Annotated in this window: 17 protein-coding genes; 15 read left to right on the forward strand and 2 right to left on the reverse strand. The window is 74.6% G+C overall.

Going from position 1 to position 20,829, the window contains the following annotated elements; all coding sequences use genetic code 11:
* Positions 1-20 precede the first annotated feature (20 nt).
* From ACIGNX_RS13260 to ACIGNX_RS13280, 5 genes are all read left to right on the forward strand, one after another.
* The gene (locus ACIGNX_RS13260) at positions 21-2,768 is read left to right on the forward strand and encodes an AAA family ATPase (RefSeq protein ID WP_396539535.1); all 2,748 of its coding nucleotides are present in this window, start codon (positions 21-23) and stop codon (positions 2,766-2,768) included.
* 45 nt (positions 2,769-2,813) lie between these two features.
* Complete coding sequence (locus tag ACIGNX_RS13265; RefSeq protein ID WP_396539537.1) at positions 2,814-4,040, forward strand: methyltransferase domain-containing protein; 1,227 nt, start codon at positions 2,814-2,816, stop codon at positions 4,038-4,040.
* Between the two features lie 2 nt (positions 4,041-4,042).
* Complete coding sequence (locus ACIGNX_RS13270; protein ID WP_396539539.1) at positions 4,043-5,014, forward strand: NAD-dependent epimerase/dehydratase family protein; 972 nt, start codon at positions 4,043-4,045, stop codon at positions 5,012-5,014.
* A 78-nt stretch (positions 5,015-5,092) separates the two neighbouring features.
* Entirely contained in the window at positions 5,093-5,683 is a 591-nt protein-coding gene (locus ACIGNX_RS13275) for a dTDP-4-dehydrorhamnose 3,5-epimerase family protein (RefSeq protein ID WP_396539541.1), read from the forward strand.
* Positions 5,680-7,086 carry an NDP-hexose 2,3-dehydratase family protein gene (locus ACIGNX_RS13280; protein WP_396539543.1) on the forward strand — a complete coding sequence of 469 codons (1,407 nt, stop codon included), beginning with the start codon at positions 5,680-5,682 and terminating at the stop codon, positions 7,084-7,086. Before ACIGNX_RS13275 ends, ACIGNX_RS13280 begins: the two co-directional genes overlap by 4 nt.
* A 31-nt stretch (positions 7,087-7,117) precedes the next feature.
* Here ACIGNX_RS13280 and ACIGNX_RS13285 read toward each other — a convergent pair whose 3' ends face one another.
* Entirely contained in the window at positions 7,118-8,227 is a 1,110-nt protein-coding gene (locus tag ACIGNX_RS13285; protein ID WP_396539545.1) for a DegT/DnrJ/EryC1/StrS family aminotransferase, read from the reverse strand.
* A gap of 259 nt (positions 8,228-8,486) precedes the next feature.
* Between ACIGNX_RS13285 and ACIGNX_RS13290 the strand changes: the two genes are divergently transcribed.
* Positions 8,487-9,707, forward strand: a complete 1,221-nt coding sequence (locus ACIGNX_RS13290) for a macrolide family glycosyltransferase (protein ID WP_396539547.1) — start codon at positions 8,487-8,489, stop codon at positions 9,705-9,707.
* Between the two features lie 5 nt (positions 9,708-9,712).
* A complete protein-coding gene (locus ACIGNX_RS13295; protein ID WP_396539549.1) occupies positions 9,713-11,182 on the forward strand; it encodes a BTAD domain-containing putative transcriptional regulator in 1,470 nt (489 codons plus the stop codon).
* A 61-nt stretch (positions 11,183-11,243) separates the two neighbouring features.
* Here ACIGNX_RS13295 and ACIGNX_RS13300 read toward each other — a convergent pair whose 3' ends face one another.
* Positions 11,244-12,851, reverse strand: coding sequence for an FAD-dependent monooxygenase (locus tag ACIGNX_RS13300; RefSeq protein ID WP_396539551.1), 1,608 nt, complete (start codon positions 12,849-12,851; stop codon positions 11,244-11,246).
* 146 nt (positions 12,852-12,997) lie between these two features.
* Between ACIGNX_RS13300 and fabG the strand changes: the two genes are divergently transcribed.
* From fabG to ACIGNX_RS13340, 8 genes are read left to right on the forward strand one after another with little or no spacing between them, the layout of a single operon-like run.
* Positions 12,998-13,744, forward strand: coding sequence for a 3-oxoacyl-ACP reductase FabG (gene fabG / locus ACIGNX_RS13305; protein WP_396539553.1), 747 nt, complete (start codon positions 12,998-13,000; stop codon positions 13,742-13,744).
* Between the two features lie 40 nt (positions 13,745-13,784).
* Entirely contained in the window at positions 13,785-14,075 is a 291-nt protein-coding gene (locus ACIGNX_RS13310; protein WP_396539555.1) for an acyl carrier protein, read from the forward strand.
* Positions 14,072-14,551, forward strand: coding sequence for a 3-hydroxyacyl-ACP dehydratase FabZ (gene fabZ, locus ACIGNX_RS13315; RefSeq protein ID WP_396539557.1), 480 nt, complete (start codon positions 14,072-14,074; stop codon positions 14,549-14,551). Before ACIGNX_RS13310 ends, fabZ begins: the two co-directional genes overlap by 4 nt.
* Before the next feature lie 7 nt (positions 14,552-14,558).
* The gene (locus ACIGNX_RS13320; protein WP_396539559.1) at positions 14,559-15,632 is read left to right on the forward strand and encodes an aminomethyltransferase family protein; all 1,074 of its coding nucleotides are present in this window, start codon (positions 14,559-14,561) and stop codon (positions 15,630-15,632) included.
* A gap of 43 nt (positions 15,633-15,675) precedes the next feature.
* Complete coding sequence (locus tag ACIGNX_RS13325; protein WP_396539561.1) at positions 15,676-17,937, forward strand: beta-ketoacyl synthase N-terminal-like domain-containing protein; 2,262 nt, start codon at positions 15,676-15,678, stop codon at positions 17,935-17,937.
* Entirely contained in the window at positions 17,934-18,665 is a 732-nt protein-coding gene (locus ACIGNX_RS13330) for a nitroreductase family protein (RefSeq protein ID WP_396539563.1), read from the forward strand. The genes ACIGNX_RS13325 and ACIGNX_RS13330 overlap by 4 nt, the downstream gene beginning before the upstream one ends.
* A complete protein-coding gene (locus ACIGNX_RS13335; RefSeq protein WP_396539565.1) occupies positions 18,644-19,912 on the forward strand; it encodes an FAD-dependent oxidoreductase in 1,269 nt (422 codons plus the stop codon). The genes ACIGNX_RS13330 and ACIGNX_RS13335 overlap by 22 nt, the downstream gene beginning before the upstream one ends.
* Complete coding sequence (locus tag ACIGNX_RS13340) at positions 19,909-20,790, forward strand: alpha/beta fold hydrolase (protein ID WP_396539567.1); 882 nt, start codon at positions 19,909-19,911, stop codon at positions 20,788-20,790. Before ACIGNX_RS13335 ends, ACIGNX_RS13340 begins: the two co-directional genes overlap by 4 nt.
* The last annotated feature ends 39 nt before the right edge of the window (positions 20,791-20,829 follow it).

Here is a 20,829-nt window from a genome sequence, read left to right on the forward strand (position 1 = left end):
TGGAGGGGGCTGGGCAATTGGTGCCGACGGACCACGGTGGCGCCCTCGCCGAACTGGCCGACCTGTTCGTCGCGTGCACGGCGGGCACGGGCAGGCTCGCCCTCGTCAGCGGGGGTCTGGCCAGCGGGAAGACGGAACTGCTCCAGCGGTTCCAGCGCCACGTCGCCGCGTCCGGCGCGCTGCTGCTGACCGCCACCGGCGCGCCCGCCGAGCGCGCGTTGCAGGCGGGGGTCATCGACCAGTTGTTCCACGGCGCCGGTCTGCCGCCCGAAATAGCGGACCGCGTTTCGCACCTCATCACGCCGATCGCGGCGGCGGTCGGTGATCCCGGATCGGACGTCCGGAGCATCCAGCATTCGCACGTGCGGCCGGTCCACGAATTGTGCGGAATACTTCTTGAATTGTCGCGGGAACGGCCGGTCGTGCTCTGCGTGGACGACGTGCAATTCGCCGACAGCTCCTCCCTGCAATTCATCCTCTACCTGCGCAGGCGGATGAGGTCGGGACGGCTGCTCGTCGTGCTCGCCGAGTGGGAGCAGCCGCAGCCGACGCTGCCGCTGTTCAACGCCGAGCTGTCCCGCCGGCCGCACCACCGCATCCGGCTCGCCCCGCTGTCGCCCGCCGGGATCGCCGGCCTGCTGCGCGACCACGTGCCCGACCCCGACGGGCCGGCCGCCGTCTGGCACGGGCTCACCGGCGGCAACCCCATGCTGGTCCGCGCCCTGGTCGAGGACCTGGCCGCCGGGCACGAGGCCGTCGCCGACCGGGCCGGGCCCGCGTTCGGCCGCGCGGTGCTGGAGTGCCTGCACCGCTGGGAGGCCGGCTTCCCGGAGGTCGCCCGCGCGATCGCCGTGCTGGGCCGGGACGTGGTGGGGGAGGACCGCACCCCGGTCCTGCTCGGCCGGCTCGCCGGCACCACGCCCGAGGCCGTCGCGCAGGTGGTCGACGTGCTCACGGCCGCGGGGCTGCTCGCCGACGGCGGGTTCCGCCACCCCGGCGCGGCGGCGGTGGTCCTCGACAGCACGCCGGGCGCCGAGCGGGCGCGGCTGCACGCCCGCGCCGCCGAGCTGCTCTACCAGCGCGGCGCGGCGGCGGCCGTGGTCGCCGACCACCTCGTGGCCGCCGACCGGGTCGCCCCGGGCTGGCCGGTCACCGTGCTGCGCATCGCCGGTGAGCAGGCGCTCATGGACGACGACGTGGCCGCCGCCGTGCGCTACCTGGAGCCCGCGCTGCCCGCGGCCGAGCGGGACGAGCGGCTGCGCATCACCAGCGTCCTGGTCCAGGCGCTGTGGCGGGTCAACCCGGCCGCCGCCGTGGTGCACCTGGGGCCGCTGCACGAGGCGATGTGGGAGGGGCGGCTGCGCGGGCGGGCCGCCATGACCGTCGTGCAGCACGCGCTGTGGAGCGGTGACGAGACCACGGCGGTGCGCGCGCTGGGCGTGCTGGCCGACAACCCCGGCGTGCTGGACCCGCAGAGCGCGGCCGAGCTGCGGATCATCTGCCAGTGGTTCCACGGCCTCGGCGCGGTGTCCGCCGTGGCCTCCGACGTGCCGGCCGACGCCGACCCGTGGGTGGCGGCGGCGCAGGCCGTGGGCACGTTCTGGACCACCGAGTTCCACCCCGACGCGCTGGCCAGCGCCGAGCACATCCTCCAGAGCTGCCGGCTCGGCGACATGTCGCTGGAGGTCGTGCTCACCGCCCTGCTGATCCTGGCGCACGGCGGGCGCCCCGACCGGGCCGAGTGGTGGTGCGACCGGCTCGCCGCCGAGGCCACCCGCGGCGGCGCGGTGACCTGGCAGGCCATCCTGGAGGTCGTCCGGGCCGACATCGCGCTGCGGCGCGGCGAGGTGGTGGTGGCCGCGGCCCGCGCCGAGACCGCCCTGGGCCTGCTGCCGCACGAGGGCTGGGGCCTGTCCATCGGCTACCCGCTGGCCGTGCTGCTCGACGCCAACACCGCGCTGGGCCGGCACCGCGTGGTCGCGGGCGTGATGCGGCTGCGCGTGCCCGACGCCATGTTCTCCACCGTCGCGGGGCTGCGCTACCTGCACGCCCGCGGGCACGGCAACCTCGCCGCCGGGCGCGTGCTCGCCGCGATCAGCGACTTCCAGAACTGCGGCACCCGGATGCGCGAGTGGGGCCTCGACCTGCCGGTGCTCGCGCCGTGGCGCAACGGCCTGGCGCAGGCCAACCTCGCGCTGGGCCGCCCCGAGGTCGCCCGGGAGCTGATCCGCGAGCAGATGCGGCTGCCCGCGGGCGACCGGCGCACCTGCGGCGCGTCGCTGCGGGTGCTGGCGGCGGCGGGCGACCCGGCCGAGCGGCCGCGCCTGCTGCGCGAGGCGGTGCGGCACCTGCGGCGCGCGGGCGACCGGGTGGAGCTGGCCCGCGCCCTGTCCGACCTCAGCGAGGCCCTCGACGCGCTCGGCGAGCACGGTGAGGCGCGCGAGCTGGCCCGCGTCGCGGTGGCCGAGACCAAGGCGTCCTACTCCGGCGCGCTGCCCATCCCGGTCGACTGGGAGGACGGTGGCAACGACGCCGCGGGCGACGACCGGCCGGTCCTGAGCGACTCGGAGCTGCGCGTGGCCGAACTCGCCGCCAAGGGCCACACCAACCGCGAGATCAGCGGTCTCCTCTACATCACCGTCAGCACCGTCGAGCAGCACCTGACCCGCGTCTACCGCAAGCTCGGCGTGCGCAGCAGGGCCGACCTGCCGTCACGCCTGGCCCAGCGGGCGGGCGCCGGCGCCCGGGCCGTCGAAGCGCGCGGCTGAGCCCCGCCACCCACTCCAGCCGAGCAGAACGGAAGAGAGCCGCCCATGTCCACCCAGTCCACCTGCCGCGTCTGCGCGGGCGCGGTCACCGAGTTCGTCGACCTCGGCACGCAACCCCTGTCCGACGCGTTCCGCGAACCCGGGGACACCTCCGAGGAGTTCACCTACCGCCTCGCCGTGGGCTCCTGCGCCGACTGCGCCATGGTGCAGCTCATGGAGGAGGTGCCCAGGGAGCGGATGTTCCACCAGGACTACCCCTACCTGTCGCAGGGGTCGGCGGTGATGCGGGAGCACTTCGGCGCGCTGGCGCGGCGGTTCCTGGACACCGAGCTGGCCGGCGAGGACCCGTTCGTGGTGGAGCTGGGCTGCAACGACGGCACCATGCTGCGCACGGTCGCCCGGGCCGGGGTGCGGCACCTGGGCGTCGAGCCGTCGGGCGCGGTCGCCGACCTGGCCGCCGAGGCGGGCGTGCGGGTCCGCAAGGACTTCTTCGAGGAGCCCACCGCGCTGTCCATCCGGGAGCAGGACGGGCCGGCCGACGTCGTCTACGCCGCCAACACCTTCTGCCACATCCCCTACGTCGGGTCGATCCTGCGCGGCGTGGTGGCGCTGCTCAAGCCCGGCGGCGTCTTCGTGTTCGAGGACCCCTACCTCGGCGACATCGTGGCGCAGACGTCGTTCGACCAGATCTACGACGAGCACTTCTTCCTGTTCAGCGCCACCTCCGTGGACGTCATGGCGCGCCGGCACGGCCTGGAGCTGGTCGACGTCGAGCGCCTGCCGGTGCACGGCGGCGAGGTCCGCTACACGCTGGCGCTGCCCGGCGCCCGGGCCCGCTCCGAGGCCGTGGTCGCCCTGCTCGCGGAGGAGGAGGCGCGCGGGCTGCACGACCGGGCCGTGCTGGACGGGTTCGGCGACCGCATCCGCGCCATCCGCGACGACCTGCTGGACCTGCTGCGGCGGCTGAGGGCGGAGGGCAAGCGGGTCGTCGGCTACGGCGCGACGGCCAAGAGCGCCACCGTGACGAACCTGTGCGGCATCGGGCCGGACCTGGTGGAGTTCATCAGCGACACCACGCCCGCCAAGCAGCACCGGCTGGCGCCCGGCTCGCGCATCCCGGTGCTGCCGCCGGCGGCGTTCGCCGACCCCTACCCGGACTACGCGCTGCTGTTCGCCTGGAACCACGCCGAGGAGATCATGGCCAAGGAGACGGCGTTCCGCGAGGCCGGCGGCCGGTGGATCCGGTACGTCCCCGACGTCCACGTGGTGTGACCGTGCCGCGGGACCTCGCCGGCACGCGGGTCGCGGTGCTCGGCGGCTCGGGGTTCGTCGGCTCCGCGGTGGCGGCCCGGTTGGCGGCGGCGGGCGCGCGGGTCCGGGTGGTGGCCCGCGCGCCCGGCGTGCCGCCGTTCCCGGCCGAGGTCGTCGCCGCCGACCTCGCCGAGCCCGGCGCGGTGTCCGCCGCGGTCGCGGGCGCGGACGTGGTGCTGCCGCTGGTGCTGTTCACCGGCGGCGGCACGTGGCGGGTGGACGAGGGCGACGCGGCCGACGCCGCCCGGGTCAACGTCGGTGTGGTCGCCGACGCGGTCGCCGCGGCCGGCGCGGCGGTCGTGTTCGCGGGCTCCACCTCCCAGGTGGGGCCGGGCGCGCCGGAGCGGGTCGACGGCACGGAGCCGGACCGGCCGGAGTCGGCCTACGACCGGCAGAAGTGCGCCGCCGAACGGCTCGTGCTCGACGCGGGCGGCTGCTCGTTGCGCCTGCCCACCGTGTTCGGGCCGACCACCGGCTCGCCCGACCGGGGCGTGGTGACCGCGATGGCGCGCCGCGCCCTGGTCGGTGAGCCGCTGACCGTGTGGGGCGCCGGCGACATGGAGCGCGACCTGGTGTTCGTCGGGGACGTCGCCGAGGCGTTCGCCGCCGCCGTGGCGCACGCCGACCGGCTGGCCGGGCGGGCGTGGCTCGTCGGCTCGGGCGCGGGGGTGGCGGTGCGCGCGCTGTTCGAGCTGGTCGCCGCGACCGTCGCCGACCACACCGGACGCCCGCCCGTGCCGGTGCGGTCGGTGCCACCGCCGCCGCACGCCACCCCGCTGGACTTCCGCAGCCTCGTCGCCGACCCGGCGGCGCTGACCCGCGCCACCGGCTGGCGGGCCCGCGTGCCGCTGGCCGAGGCGGTGTCCCGGACCGTCGCCGCCCTCCTGGCGTCCTCTGTGGACGGTTTCGCGCCGGCACCCCTAAACCCGCGTTAGGGGTGCCCCTAGGCGGGTTGACCGGGCGGTCCGGGCCGCTGCACGCTGATCACCGTTGCGGCGGACGGGAGGTTGGCCATGAGGGCCCGTGCACTCGCCGTCGGTGGGGCCTGGGAGTTCGAGCCCGAGGTGTTCCCCGACGACCGCGGCCTGTTCGTCTCGCCGTTCCAGCGGGAGGTGTTCGCCGACGCCGTCGGCGCGCCGCTGTTCGCCGTGGCGCAGGCCAGCGCCAGCGTGTCCCGGCGCGGCGTGGCGCGGGGCGTGCACTACGCGCGCCGCGCGCCCGGCTGCGCCAAGTACGTGACCTGCTCGCGCGGGCGCGTGCTGGACGTCGTGGTGGACCTGCGGGTCGGCTCGCCGACGTTCGGGGAGTGGGACTCGGTGGAGCTGTCCGGCGACGGCTTCCGCGCCGTCTACCTGCCGCCGGGGCTCGGCCACGCGTTCCTCGCCCTGGAGGACCACTCCACCGTGCACTACCTGCTGTCCCGCGCCTACGACCCGGCCGACGAGCTGGCGGTGTCCCTGCTGGACCCCGACCTCGCGCTGCCCGTGCCCGCCGACGCCGTGCTGTCCGAACGGGACCGCCGCGCGCCCGGCCTCGCCCACGCGCGCGACAGCGGGCTCCTGCCGGTGCACACCGCGCCCGACCGGGAGGGGTCCGCCGAGTGACCGCGCCCACCCGCAGACCCACCCGCAGGCCCACCGCGACGCGCCTGGCCGAGTCGATGCTCGTGGGCGGCGGCACCGACGCCGTGCACGCCTGGCTCGCCGACACCGCCGAGCGCACCTGGATGCGCGTCGAGCGCGTGCCGCTGGACGACCTCGCGGGCTGGCGCACCGAACCCGGCACGGGCAACCTGCGCCACCACACCGGGCGCTTCTTCAGCGTCGAGTCGCTGGCGGTCGACCTGCCCGGCGCGCCCGTGCCGCACTGGTCGCAGCCCATCATCAACCAGCCCGAGATCGGCATCCTCGGCATCCTGGTGCGCGAGGTCGACGGCGTGCTGCACTGCCTGATGCAGGCCAAGCACGAACCCGGCAACCCCAACGGCCTGCAGCTGTCGCCGACCGTGCAGGCCACCCGCAGCAACTACACCGGGGTGCACCGCGGCAAGCCCATCCCGTACCTGGACCACTTCCGCGACACCTCGGCCCACCGGGTCGTGGTGGACATCCGGCAGTCCGAGCAGGGCGCGTGGTTCTACCGCAAGCGCAACCGCAACATGGTGGTCGAGGTCGACGGCGAGGTGGAGGTGCGCGAGGGCTTCCGCTGGCTGACCCTCGGGCAGGTCGCCGAGCTGATGACCGTGCCGGACCTGGTGAACATGGACGCCCGCACGGTGCTCGCCTGCCTGCCCGGCGGCGGCGCGGCGCTGGCCGGGGCGGCGACCGACCCGTTCACCGAGGCCCTGGTGCGGTCCGCGGACCCCGCCGCTTCCGGCGTGCACGGGATCGGCGACGTGCTGAGCTGGATCACCGAGGTCCGCACCCGCACCGACCTGCGGGTGAGCCTGGGACCCCTGGCGGGGCTGCCGGACTGGGCGCGGGAGAACGGCGTCATCGCCCACCGCGACGGCGGGTTCTTCACCGTCGTCGGCGTGGACGTGGCGGCGGGCGGCCGCGAGGTCGGGGCGTGGTCGCAGCCGATGGTCGAGCCGGTCGGCACCGGCGTGATCGCGTTCCTGGTCAAGGTGATCGACGGCGTGCTGCACGTGCTGGCGCACGCCCGCACCGAGGCGGGCTACGCCGACGTGACGGAACTGGCGCCCACCGTGCAGTGCGTTCCGGAGACCCACGACCGGCTGCCCGCGCGGCCGCGGTTCCTGGACGAGGTGCTGACCTCGTCGCGGGTCCGCTTCGACACCGTGCTCTCGGAGGAGGGCGGCCGGTTCCTGGGCGCGCGCAACCGCTACGTGGTCGTGGAGACCGACGTCGAGGTCCCGCCCGATGACCCGGAGTACCGCTGGCTGACCCTGAACCAGTTCGAGGAGCTGCTGCGGCACAGCTTCTACGTCAACATCCAGGCCCGCAGCCTGCTGCTGTGCCTGCGCAGCCTCGTCCCGCGCGGGTGAGGCGGACGCCGCCGCCCCCTCCGCCCGGTGGTCACAGCGTCGCGAGCACCCGCTTGAGCGCGTCCACGACGCGTTCCTGCGCGTCCTGCGGCAGCGACGGGTACATCGGCAGCGAGAAGATCTCGCCGGCCACCCGCTCGGTCACCGGCAGGCTGCCCTCGGCGTAACCCAGGTGCGCGAAGCCGGTCATGGTGTGCACCGGCCACGGGTAGCTGATGTTCAGGTGGATGTCGTGCGCCTTCAAGCGCTCCAGGATGTCGTCGCGCCGCGGGTGGCGCACCACGTGGACGTAGTGCACGTGGGTGTTGCCCGGCGCGGTCGCCGGCAGCACCAGGTCGGTGTCCGCCAACGCCTCGGCGTACCGGGCGGCGACCGCCTGCCGGGCCGCCACGTACTCGTCCAGCCGGGTCAGCTTGCGCCGCAGGATCTCCGCCTGCACCTCGTCCAGCCGGCAGTTGTGGCCGGGCGTCTCCACGACGTAGTAGGTCTTCTCCATGCCGTAGTAGCGGTGGCGGCGCAGGTTCGCGTCCACGGTCGCGTCGTTGGTGATCGTCGCACCGCCGTCGCCGTAGGCGCCCAGCACCTTGGTGGGGTAGAAGGAGAACGCGGCCGCGTCGCCTATCGACCCGGCGACCCGGCCGTGGTGACGCGCGCCGTGGGCCTGCGCGCAGTCCTCCAGCACCAGCAGGCCGTGCCGCCGCGCCAGCTCCGTCAACGGGGCCATGTCCACGCACTGGCCGTACAGGTGCACCGGCAGCAGCGCCTTGGTGCGCGGGGTGATCGCCGCGGCGACCTGCTCGACGTCCATCAGGTAGGTGTCCGGGTGCACGTCCACGAACACCGGCGTCGCGCCCACGGCGTCGATCGCCAGCACGGTCGGCGCGGCGGTGTTGGACACCGTGACCACCTCGTCGCCGCGGCCCACGCCGAGGGCCTGGAGGGCGAGGCGGAGGGCGTTCGTGCCGTTGTCCACGCCGACGCAGTGCGCGACGCCGTGGTAGGCGGCGAACTCCTCCTCGAACGACGACACGCTCGGCCCGAGTATGAGCCTGCCGGAGGAGAACACGGTCTCGACGGCGTCGAGGATGTCCTTGCGCTCCGATTCGTATTCACGGGTGTAGTCCCAGACGAGCGTGGCCATCGGCAGCCCTTTCGACAGGTCGGCTTCCCGATCAGCCTAGGTCCGGCCCTCGGCTAGGGGGTAACCCCTAATCTCCAGGTCACGGGGGTCGCCACGACCCTCGGGGATGAGCGTCGGCCGGCCCGTCCGCGGTCCCGGGGAGCCGTCCTCCGCCAGGGGTCTTAGGGGTGTCCAGCCCGCTTCGGGGGGCTTTACGGTGACCACGCTCCCGGCGCGGTCGCCGGATTTCCAGCACCCCCATCGTGGACGAGGACGACGAATGCCGCGGCATTTCCTTTTCATGTGCCACCCGGACCACGGGCACGTCATCCCGAACCTCGCCGTGGTGACCGAGCTGGTCGCGCGCGGGCACCGGGTCACCTACCTGACCGCGCCGAGCATGGCCGGCGTCGTGACCGAGGCGGGGGCCGCGGCCGTCACCTACCCCTCGCGCTACCGCGACGCCGACTTCGCGCTCGTGGCCGACGACCCCGGCTACCTGATGGGCGTGCTGCTCGACGAGAGCGAGGCCATGCTCGCCACCGCGACCGCCGACCTCGACGCCGACCGGCCCGACTGCCTCGTCTACGACACCTCGATCCTCTACGCGGGCCGCGTGCTGGCGCGCCACTGGGACGTGCCGGCCGCGCAGGTGATCCCGGTGTTCGCGTCCAACGAGCACTTCTCGTTCCTCAACGCCATGTACAACCCCGAGTCCGCCGCCGCCGAGCGGCCCAGCGCCGAGCGGCCCGCGCGGATGCCCGAGTGGGTCGGGGCGACGATGGCCCGCATCGGGGCGCTGTGCGCGCGCTACGGGGTGACCGCCGCGCCGCACGAGGTGTGGTTCGAGGTGCCGCCGCTGAGCCTGGTGACGGTGCCGCGCGAGTTCCAGTACGCGGGCGACACGTTCGACGAGCGGTTCGCGTTCGTCGGGCCGTGCGTCGGCGACCGGGGGTTCCTCGGCTCGTGGGAGCCGCCGGGCGACGACCTGCCCGTGGTGCTGGTGTCGCTGGGCGCGGTGTTCAACCGGGACGAGGGCTTCTTCCGCACGTGCGTCGAGGCGTTCCGCGGCCGGCCGTGGCGCGCGGTGATGACCACCGGCGGCGGCGTGGACCGCGCGGCGCTCGGCGACCTGCCGCCCAACGTCGAGGTGCACGACTTCGTGCCGCACGTGGCCGTGCTGGAGCACGCCGCCCTGTGCGTGACCCACGCCGGGATGGGCACCGTGATGGAGGCGTTGCGGTCGGGCACGCCGATGGTGTGCGTGCCGGGGTCCGCGCTCGACCGGCCCACCGGGTGGCGGGTCCGGGAACTGGGACTGGGCACGGTGGTCGACCCCGCCGACCTCACGCCGGGCGCCCTGGTCGAGGCGATCACCGCGGTGCTGGGCGATGCGGGGATCGCGGCCCGGTCGGAGCTGATGCGCAAGGTGGTCGCGGAGGCCGGCGGCACGGTCCGCGCCGCCGACGAGGTCGAGCGGCACCTGGCGCGGTCGCGTTGACCGCCGTGCCGGTCGAGTTCGGCGTGCTGGGCCCGATCCGCAGCCTGCACGGCGGCGTGGAGCGGCGGGTCGGCGGTCCCCGAGAGCGCGCGGTGCTGGGGCGGCTGGTGCTCGACGCCAACCGCGTGGTCAGCGTGGACCGGCTCATCGAGGCGGTGTGGCACGGCGACCCGCCGGCCAGCGCGCGCGGCCAGATCGCGATCTGCGTGTCGCGCCTGCGGCGGGCGCTGGGCGAGGCCGGTCGCGCGATCGACACCGCGAACCCCGGCTACGTGGCGCGGCTGGACGACGACGCCGTGGACTGGCTGCGGTTCACCTCCCTGGTCGGCCGGGCCCGGTCGCGGGCGGCCGGTGGCGACGCGGCGGGCGCGGTGGCGCTGCTGCGCGAGGCGCTCCGGCTGTGGCGGGGCGTGCCGTTCGAGGACCTGCCCGGCCTGCGGGCGGAAGCGGTGTGGATGCAGTCGGCGCGGCTGGACGCCGTGGAGGCGTGCGCCGAGCTGGAGCTGCGGCTGGGCCTGCACCACCGGGTCGGCGAGGAGCTGACCGCCGTGGTGGCCGAGCACCCGCTGCGCGAGCGGGCGTGGGCGCACCTGATGCTGGCCCGGTACCGGTCCGGTCGGCGGGCCGACGCGCTGCGCACCTACCAGGACGCCCGGCGGGCGCTGGTCGAGCAGATCGGCCTGGAACCCGGCCGGGAGCTGCGCGAGCTGCACGAGCAGGTGCTGCGGGACGCGCCGGAGCTGCTGGGCGCGCCCCGGGCCGAGGCGGTGCCGGTCGTGGTGCCCCGCCAGTTGCCGAGGCAGGCCCTGCCGTTCGCCGGCCGCGCCGCGGAGCTGGCCGAGCTGGACGCGGCCCTCGCGCCCGGGCCGGACGTGCCCGGCGCGGTGGTGCTGTCGGGGCCGGGCGAGGTCGGCAAGACGGCGTTGGCGCTGCGCTGGGCGCACCAGCGCGCCGACCGGTTCCCCGACGGCCAGCTGCACGCCGACCTGGTGGACGACTTCGGCCGGCCCGTGCCGGCGCCCGTGCTGCTGGACCGGTTCCTGCGGGCGCTCGGCGTGCCGGCGACGTCGGTGCCGGACGACCCGGGGGAGAAGGTGGCGCTGTACCGCAGCAGCGTGGCGCACAAGCGGGTGCTGGTGGTGCTGGACGGGGCCGTGGACCACACCCAGGTCCGGCCGCTGCTGCCGGGTGGCGCGAACACCAGGGTCATCGTGACCAGCCGGCAGCCGATGGACGAGCTGGTCGCCCGTCAGGGCGCGCACCGGGCGTTCGTGGAGCCGCTGCGCCCGGAGGAGTCGTGGCAACTGCTGACGATGCTGCTCGGCCACGACTGGGTGGCGGAGGAACGCGGTGAGGCGACCCGGATCGTGGGCTCGTGCGACGGCTTCCCGCTGCCGCTGCGCCGCGCCGCCGCGAGCGTCCGCTCCGTACCGCACCGCCTGGACCACCGCCGCCTGACGGGCGTTCCGGCCTGACCGGTCCGGGTCGACCGACCGCGACCCGGACCCCGGCTCGCCCTCAGGCGCGGGCCGGCCCTCAGGCGCGGGCCAGCACGGTGGCGACCGCGGCGGCCAGCGCGTCCGCCGAGGGCGGGGCGGTGGTGCGCCAGGCGACGTGGCCGTCCGGCCGCACGAGCACCGCACCGGCCTCGCCCACGCCGTAGACCGACGCCCAGGTCGGCGACACCACGTCGGTGGCGCCGTCGGTCGACACCTCGACCGCCGCGATCGCCGCGCCGGTCCGCGCGGCCACCTCCTTCGCCGCCTGCGCCCAGCCGCGACCCGCCGCCAGCACCGTCAGCCCGGTGCCGACCAGGTCCAGGGTGGACAGCTCCTCCGCGCCCCGGCGCACCGGCACGTGCGGCGCGCGGTGGCCCGGCCGGGCGGTCGGGACGTAGGTCCGGTAGGGGTCCACCGGGGTCGGCGCGCCGGTGCCGTCCGGCACGACGGCGGCCGACTCGTAGTGGAACCCGAGCACCAGGCCCTCGCAGCTGCGCCGACCGGCCTGCCGCGCGATGGCCTCCTTCATGGACAGCTCGCCCTCCATCATCCGGAACGTGATGAAGGCGTTGGCCAGGCTCTCCCCGACGGTGCGTTCGCCGATCGGGTGGCGTTCGGCCTCGTACGTGTCCAGCAGCGCCTCGCCCGCCGTTCCCGACAGCACCGCCGCCAGCTTCCACACCAGGTTGTGCGCGTCCTGGATGCCGCAGTTCATGCCGAACCCGCCCTGCGGCGTGGACACGTGCGCCGAGTCGCCCGCCAGGAACACCCGGCCGGAGCGGAAGCGGGTCGCGGTCACGGCCTGCTGCAACCACGGCATCACGCCGACCAGCTCGACCTCCAGGTCCGGCACGCCGACGGCCTCGCGGACCACCCGCACGCAGAACTCCGGCGTGAAGTCGGCCTCGCTGCCGCCCTCCTCGGGGTCGTACCCGGTCTGGATGATCCACCGGCGCTCGTTGTCCACGGCCTCCACCGCGCACGGGACGGCGCTGCGGATGAAGTACAGCGCGCACATCCGATCGGTCAGCAGCGGCACGACGTCGGCGTCGAACATGATGCTGATCATGTGACCGAGCGGCGGCGGGCCCTCCACGCCGATGCCCAGCCGCTCCCGCACGGTGCTGCGACCGCCGTCGGCGGCGATGGCGTAGCGGGCGCGCACGGTGGCGCGGCCGGACGCGGACTCGACCACACCGTCCACACCGGACTCGTCCTGGTCCAGGGACGTCAGCGTGGTGGCGAACCGCACGTCGCCGCCGGGCAGGCGCTCGGCCAGGTCGCGCAGCACCACCTCGAACCGGTCCTGCGCGCAGATGTAGGTGTAGGTGGGGCTCTGCGGCGCGTCCTCGGCGATGGGCGCGACCTCGCGGTGGAAGTCGGCCGCGGTCAGCGACGAGCCGACGCCCACGGCCAGGCTGTCCTCGCGCGGCAGGCCGACCCGCTCGACCTCGTCGGCCACGCCCCACGCCCGCACCAGCTCCATCGTGCGGGTGGACACCAGGCGCGCCTTGGGGAAGATCGACGTGCCCGCGTGCCGCTCCACCAGCAGCGACGTCAGCCCGTGCCGGGAGCACTCGATCGACGCGGCGAGGCCGACCGGCCCACCACCCACGATGAGGACGTCGACCTCGAAGTCAGCCATGCGGACGAGCCTGCGGCACCGCCGCGAGGGCGTCAAGGAGGCGGATATCGAAGTGATAGAGCCTTGAAACCGCAGGTCAGTAGCGTTTCGGCGAGCGACGGCGCCCGCTCCTGGCGGGCGTGCCGTGGACAACGTGGGGAGGCGCCATGTTCGCCGAAGGATCGGTCGCCGTGGTCACCGGCGGTTCGCGCGGGATCGGGCGCGCCGTCGCGGTCGACCTGGCGGCGCACGGCGTCCACGTCGTGGTCAACTACTCGCGCTCCGAGGAGCACGCCAAGGAGCTGGTCGCGCGGATCGGGGAGTCGGGCGGCAGCGCCAGCGCCGTGCGGGCGGACGTGACCGACGAGGACGCGGTGCGCGAGCTGTTCCGGTCCGTCCGCTCCGAGCACGGCCGGCTGGACGTGCTGGTGACCAGCGCGGGCGTGACGCGGGACCGGCACCTGGTCGCCATGAGCAGCGAGACGTTCCGCGAGACCCTGGACATCAACCTGCACGGCACGTTCCTGGCCTGCCGCGAGGCCATGCGGATCATGCAGCACCAACGGCGCGGGTCGATCGTGACGCTCAGCTCGGCCAGCGGGCTGGACGGCGGGTTCCCGGGCCAGACGAACTACGTCGCGTCCAAGGGCGCGATCATCGCGTTCACCAAAGCGCTGTCCTACGAGGCCGCGCCGCACGGGGTGCGCGTCAACGTGGTGGCGCCCGGTTTCGTCGAGACCGACATGACCCGGGTCATCCCCGCGAAGCTGCGCGACGGCTACGCCTCCCGCATCCGGCTCGGCCGCATGGGCCGGCCCGAGGAGATCGCGAACCTGGTCACGTTCCTGGCCTCCGACAAGGCGTCCTACATCACCAGCGAGACGTTCGTCGCCAACGGCGGCGGACTCGGCTGACAACCCGACGGCCGCAAGCGCCCCCACCGGAAGGAGAAGCGTGACCCTCGACGAACTGCGCGCCACGGCTGCGGCTCGCCACGAGACGTGCGCCCAGATCAAGAAGATGATCGTCTCGCGGCTCGACCTGCCCATCGAGCCCGCCTGGATCACCGACGACCAGCCGCTGTTCGGCCGCGGCCTGGAGCTGGACAGCCTCGACGTGCTGGAGCTGTACGTGGCGATCGAGGCCGAGTTCGGCGTCGCGCTCTACGACAGCGACATGTCGGTGTTCGGCTCCGTGTCGCGCCTGGCCGACCACGTCAACCCGGCCCTGACCGGGTCGGCATGACCGCGACCCGGGAGCCTGTGCGGGCGGGGACGTCGTTGACCAACGACCAGCTGCGGGAGGTCCTGCCCCACCGCTGGCCCTTCCTGCTGCTGGACCGGGTCGACAGGGTCGAGCCCGGCGTCGGCGCGGTCGGGGTGAAGAACGTCGCGGCCACCGAGATGTGGTTCCAGGGGCACTTCCCGGCCACCTCCGTGCTCCCGGGCGTGATCGTCGTCGAAGCGATGGCCCAGCTGGCGGGCGTGGTGTTCGCGCTCGCCGGCGCCGGGCCCATCGGTTACCTCGCGGGCGTGCGGGCGATGCGGTTCCGCCGCCCGATCGTGCCGGGGGACCAGCTCGTCCTCACCGCCGACCGCACGGCGGGAGGCCGGGGCTTCAGCGAGTTCAAGGTGAGCGCCAGGGTCGACGGCCAGGTCGCCGCCGAGGGCACCATCACCATCGCCGACCCGGCAGCCACCAGCCCTACCGGAAAGGTCTGACACGACAATGGAACCCTTGACGTCGCCGGTGAAGCCCGCGCACCCCGAGGGCACCGAGTACGCCACCGTCCTGGACGCGGAGGTCGCGCTGCGGTTCGGCGGGCTCGACGCCGAGTACCGGGCGATCCGGGAGCGGGCCGCCCTGCTCGACCTGTCCGGCGAGCGGATCGTCGAGATCTCCGGCGGCGGCGCCACCGACTTCGCGCAGCGGGTGCTGGCGCGGGACGTGGAGTACCTGACCGCCGAGCGCTGCATGACGAGCCTGGTGCTCGCCGAGGACGGCGCGGTCGTGGACCAGGTCGTCGTGTGGGGCCGGGAGAACGGCCTGCTGCTGGAGTCCTCCGCCGGCGCGGGCACCAGGCTGCTGGAGCACCTGCGCGCGCACGCCGGGTCGGACGTGGAGATCACCGACCGGACCGCCGAGCACGCGCTGTTCGGGCTGGAGGGGCCCTACGCGTGGGGCGTGGTCGGCCGGCTGATCGACGGCGAGCTGGCCGCGCTGCCGTTCGAGTCGGTCGTGGACACCCGGTGGGACGGCGTCGACATCGTCTTCGCCCGCACCGGCGTGACCGGCGAGTACGGCTACAAGGTGCTGGTGCCGAGGGACGCGGCCGAGCGGCTGTGGACCAAGGCGCTGGAGCACGCGGTGCCCGCCGGCCAGGAGGCCGTGGAGCTGGCGATGCTGGAGGTGCGCCAGCCGATCGTGCGCCACGAGGCGGGCGAGGGCGTGGACGTGCTGGAGATGGGCGCGGGCTGGCTCGTGGACATCACCAAGGAGGAGTTCCTCGGCCGGGACGCCGTGGTGGCCGCCTTCGAGGGTGTCGCGGAGCGCCGCACGGTCGGCTTCTCCGGCGGCGACGAGGTGCCCGCGCCGGGCACGCCGGTCACCGTCGACGGCGAGCGGATCGGCGAGGTCGTGCACGCCGTGCGCAGCATCGGCCTGGAGTCCTCGCTCGGCCTGCTGCGGCTGCCGCCGGACCTGGCCGCCGCGGGGCTGCGGCTCACCGTCGGCGACACCGAGGTCGTCACGCTGACCAGCCCGTACGTGACCCCCAAGAGCTGGAGCACCCCGATCATCTGACCTGGTGCCCGGGCCGCCGCCCGGGCCGCGAGGAGGAGCAAGCATGGCGCTGCGCCCTGTGGTCATCACCGGTGTCGGGGTGATCTGCGCGGTCGGCCGGGACCCGGAGGAGTTCTGGGCGCGGCTCACCGCGGGCGAGGGTGGCATCACCGCCGTCGCCGACGAGCGGTTCGCCGCGTTCGAGGCCCGGTTCGCCGGCCAGGTGCCCGACGAGTGGATCGACGGGCAGCTGCCCGCCGAGGACACCGCGCTGGACCGCACCGCCCGGCTCGCCCTCGTCGCGGCCCGGCAGGCGGTCGCCCAGGCGGGGCTGGGCGAGGTGCCCGGCGAGCGGTTCGGCCTGGTGCTGGGCAAGTGCCAGGCCACGCCGAGCCCCGCGGGCGGCTACCAGCCCATGCACGCCACCGGCGACGTCGTGGCGGGCAGGCTCGGCATGCTCGGCCCGCGCATCCTGGTGTCGACCGCCTGCGCGGCGGGCGGCAACGCCGTCGGCCTGGCCAAGGACAAGGTCCTCACCGGCGAGGCGGACGTGGTGCTCGCCGGCGGGGTCGACCCCCTGCTGTTCGGCACCTACGCCGGGTTCGCGGGCCTGCAGGCCCTCAGCTCCCGGCCGTGCGGCCCCTACAGCCGCTCGGACGGCCTGAACCTCGGCGAGGGCGCGGCGTTCCTCGTGGTCGAGGCGCTCGACCACGCGCTGGCCCGCGGTGCGACGCCGCTGGCCGAGGTGGCGGGCTACGGCCTGTCCGCCGACGCCTACCACGCCACCGCGCCCGACCCGACCGGCCGCGGCGGGGTCAGCGCGATGCGCCGGGCGCTGGCCGACGCCGGCCTGGACACCGACGCGGTGGACTACGTCAACGGGCACGGCACCGGCACCCCGGCCAACGACGCGATGGAGAAGAAGGTCATGCGCGCGGTGTTCGGCGACCGCGCGCCGAGCGTGCCGACCAGCAGCATCAAGAGCTTCATCGGGCACACGCTGGGCGCGGCGGGCGCGGTCGAGGCGGTGGCCGGCGTGCTGGCGCTGCGCACCGCGACCGCCCCGCCGACCATCGGGTTCACCGACGAGGCCATCGCCGAGTCCACGTTGGACTTCGTGCCCAACGCCGCCCGCCGGCTGGACATGGACGTCGTGGTGTCCAACAACTACGCGTTCGGCGGCAACAACGCCTCGCTGGTGCTGCGCCGCCCCGGCGGCCCGCGCGAGTACGACGAGCTGCCCGACCCCGGCGTCGTGGTCACGGGCCTCGGCCCGGTCACCGGCCTGGGCACCGGCATCGCCGAGGTCGCCGAGGCGGTCGCCACCGGCCGCACGGCCGTCGGCGCGCAGCCGTCGCTGGAGGGCCGCACGTTCGCGCCGCGCTCGCTGTGGCGGCACATGAACAACCTGTCCCGCATGGCCATCGCCGCCTCCCGGCTGGCGTGGGAGGACGCGGGGCTGAAGCTGCCGCGGACCGCGCTGGACAACGTGGGCGTCGTCTTCGCCACCGCCGCCGGTTCGGTGGAGAGCACCGACGGGTTCGACGAGAGCGTGCTGGCCAACCCGAACAAGCCCGCCGTGCTCAGCTTCTCCAACGTGGTGCTCAACGCCACCGGCGGCGCGGTCTGCCAGACCCTCGGGCTGCGCGGGCCGACGACCACCATCTGCAACGGCAACGCCTCGGCGTCCATCGCGCTGGACTGCGCGGTCGAGACGATCCGGTCTGGCAAGGCGGACGTGGTGCTGGTCGTGGCCGCGGACGAGGCCGCGCGCACCGGTGACGGCGCCGCGGTCACCCCCTACAGCCCCGACTCCGCGCCCGCCTCGCCGGCGTCCGCCGCGGTCGCCCTGGTCGTCGAGTCCGCCGCGCACGCCGCCGCCCGGGGCGCCACCCCGTACGCGCGGGTGCTGGGCAGCGCCCACGCGGGCGCCGGCGGGGGCGACGAGCGGGCCGTCGTGGACCGCAGCCTGGCCGCCCTGGCCACCGACGGCGTCGAACTGGTGGTCGGCGCCGCGACCGGTGGCGAGGGCGACGCGGTGGAGGCGGGCGCGGTGCTCGACGCCGTGCCCGCCGCGCGGCTCACCGCCACCGCGGGCCTGATCGGCGACGCGGGCTCGGCCACCGGCGCGCTGAACCTGGCGCTGGCCGCGCTGGCCGTGCGCGACGGCGTGGCGCCTGCCCTGCCGGAGCTGGTCGGCCCGCGCGCGGGCGACGTCGAGTCCTACGTGACCAAGCCCGAGCTGCCCGCGCCGCCCGCCAAGGCCCTCGTGCTCAGCGCCGCGCCCGGCTCGGTGCGCGGCGGGACCCTGCTGGGTGCGGTATGACCGGTGCGCCCTTCGACGTGTCGGAGACCGACCGGCTGCTGACCACCACCCGGTCGGTGCGGCGCAGGCTCGACCTCGACCGCCCGGTGCCCCGGGAGGTGATCGAGGACGCGCTGGAGGTCGCCGTGCAGGCGCCCACCGCCAACGACCAGCAGAACTGGCGCTGGGTCGTGATCACCGAGCAGGCCGTGAAGGACCGGCTGGCCGAGCTGTTCGACATCTCCTGGCAGTTCCACCAGAAGGAGGTGTGGACGCGGTCGGGGCGGCGGCGCAACAGCGTCCAGGCGCGGCGGAACAACGAGTCCGCGGCGGCGCTGGCCGCGACCATCGCCCGGGTGCCGGTGCTGGTGATCCCGTGCGTGCTGGGCCGCCCGCCGGACATCGGCGCGATCGACGCCGAGTGGCTCGGGCAGGACCTGGCCTCGGCGAACGAGGGCACGTGGCGGGACCAGGTGCGCATCGGCGCCATGCGGGCCAGCAACTTCTACGGCTCGATCTTCCCGGCCGTGTGGTCGTTCCAGCTCGCGCTCCGCTCCCGCGGCCTCGGCAGCACGATCACGAACATGCACCTGCCCTTCGAGCGCCACGTGGGCGAGCTGTTGGGGATCCCGGCCGGGGTCACGCAGGTCTGCATGGTGCCGGTCGCCTACACGGTCGGCACCGGGTTCCGGCCGGCCAGGCGGGTACCGGCCAAGGAGCGCACGTCGTGGGAGAGGTGGCAGGCATGACCGTCGAGCACAGCGGTGTCGACGTGGTCGTCGTGGGCGGCGGCATCGCGGGCGCTTCCGCGGCGGCCTACCTGTCGGCCAACGGGCTGTCGGTGATGGTGCTGGAGAAGCAGGAGACCTACGAGGACATCGTGCGCGGCGAGTGGATCGCGCCGTGGGGCCTGCGCGAGGCCCAGACCCTCGGCGTCGAGGACGCGTTCGGCCTCGGCGGCGCGTGGGAGATCCGCGAGTGGACGCAGTGGGACGAGACGGTCCACCCCGACGAGGCCGAGACGGTCGACATGACCCGCTTCGTGCCCGGCGTCGGCGGACCCATGTCGTTCCCGCACCACGAGGTCTGCGCGCTGATGGCCGAGCAGGCCGAGGACAACGGCGCGGTCGTCGTGATGGGCGCGCAGCGGGCGCACGTCACCGCCGGGACGAGGCCGGAGGTCCGCTACCGGCACGGCGGCCGGGAGCACCTGGTCAAGCCGCGCCTGGTCATCGGCGCCACCGGGCGCGGCTGCACGGTCGGCCGCCAGGTCGGCGTGCACATGGCCACCTCGGTGCACCACTGGGGCGGCGGGGTGCGGGTCACCGGCCTGGACGACTGGCCGATGGACGTGCAGGCGATGGGCACCGAGGACGACAAGATGTTCATGGTGTTCCCGCAGGGCGAGGGCAACGCCCGGCTCTACATCAACTTCCCGACCGCCAACAGCCGCCGCTACCAGGGCCCCGAGGGCGAGAAGCGGTTCATCGCCGACTTCGAGCTGCGGTCGCTGCCCGACGGCGGCAAGTCGGTGTACGCCGCCGCGCGGCCCATCGGCCCGCTGAAGGTGTGGCCGTCGGTGTCGATGTTCCCCGAGCAGCCGGTCGTGATGGACGGCGTGGTGCTCGTGGGCGACGAGGCCGGCAACGCCGACACGGTGCTCGGCACCGGCCTGTCGTGCAGCCTGCGCGACACCCGCGAGGTGTGCGAGGTGCTCGTCGGCGGCGACGACTGGTCGCCGCCCGCGTTCGAGCCCTACCTGGCCGAGCGGAAGTTCCGGATGGGGCGGCTGCACTTCGGCGCGGACATCATCGCCCGGCTGCACTGCGAGTTCGGGCCGGAGGCGGCGGAGCGGCGCCGCCGGGCGCGGGCGCTGATGGCCGAGAACTTCGCCGCGTCGGTGACCGGCCTGCTCAACATGGTGCCGCCGGAGGACGTCCCGGACTTCGGCTTCAGCGAGTTCTTCGCCGAGAGGCTGTTCAGGGAGAGGGCATGACCAGCAAGGACACTCTGCTGACCGACTCGGCGCACGTCAACGGCGTCGACATCGCCTACGTCGACAAGGGGGAGGGCGACCCGGTCGTGCTGCTGCACGGCTTCCCCGACTCGCACTACCTGTGGCGCCACCAGATCGACCCCCTGGTCGAGGCGGGCTTCCGGGTCATCGCGCCGGACCTGCGTGGCTTCGGCGGGTCGGGCAAGCCGCAGGAGGTCGAGGCGTACGACATGCGCACGATCGTCAACGACGTCGTGGGCCTGACCCAGCACCTGGGCATCGCCAAGGCGCACATCGTCGGCCACGACTGGGGCGCGGCCATCGCCTGGATGTACGCCTTCCTGATGCCGCGCCGCGTCGACCACCTCGCGGTGTTCTCGGTCGGGCACCCCGGCGTGTTCAGCACCCCGTCGATCGAGCAGCGCGCGGCGAGCTGGTACATGCTGTTCTACCAGTTCCCCGGCGTCAGCGAGCAGTTGCTGCGGCGCAACGGGTGGCGGCTGTTCAAGGAGATCATGGGCGGCGAGGGCGACCACCAGCGCTACCCGCGCGAGCTGGCCAAGCCCGGGGCGCTCACGGCCGCCCTGAACTGGTACCGCGCCAACCGCTCCCCGGCCGCCGAGCTGCGCGTGGAGAGCAACTTCCCGCCCGTGCTCGCGCCCACCCTGGGCGTCTGGTCCACCGGCGACAAGGCGCTGCTGGAGGAGGGCATGACGGGCTCGCAGAAGTTCGTCAAGGGCCCGTGGCGCTACGAGCGCGTCGAGGACGCCAGCCACTGGATCCCGCTGGACCAGCCGGAGGTCGTCACCAAGCTGCTGCTGGGCTTCCTGGGCACCGAGCGGGCCGCGGCCGTGCCCACGCGCCGCCGCAGGCTCTGACCCGACGGCCCGGCGACCCGACGACGGCGGCACGGCGTG

The sequence above is a fragment of the Actinosynnema sp. NPDC053489 genome (genome assembly GCF_044544865.1).
In the GTDB taxonomy this organism is placed as follows: domain Bacteria; phylum Actinomycetota; class Actinomycetes; order Mycobacteriales; family Pseudonocardiaceae; genus Actinosynnema.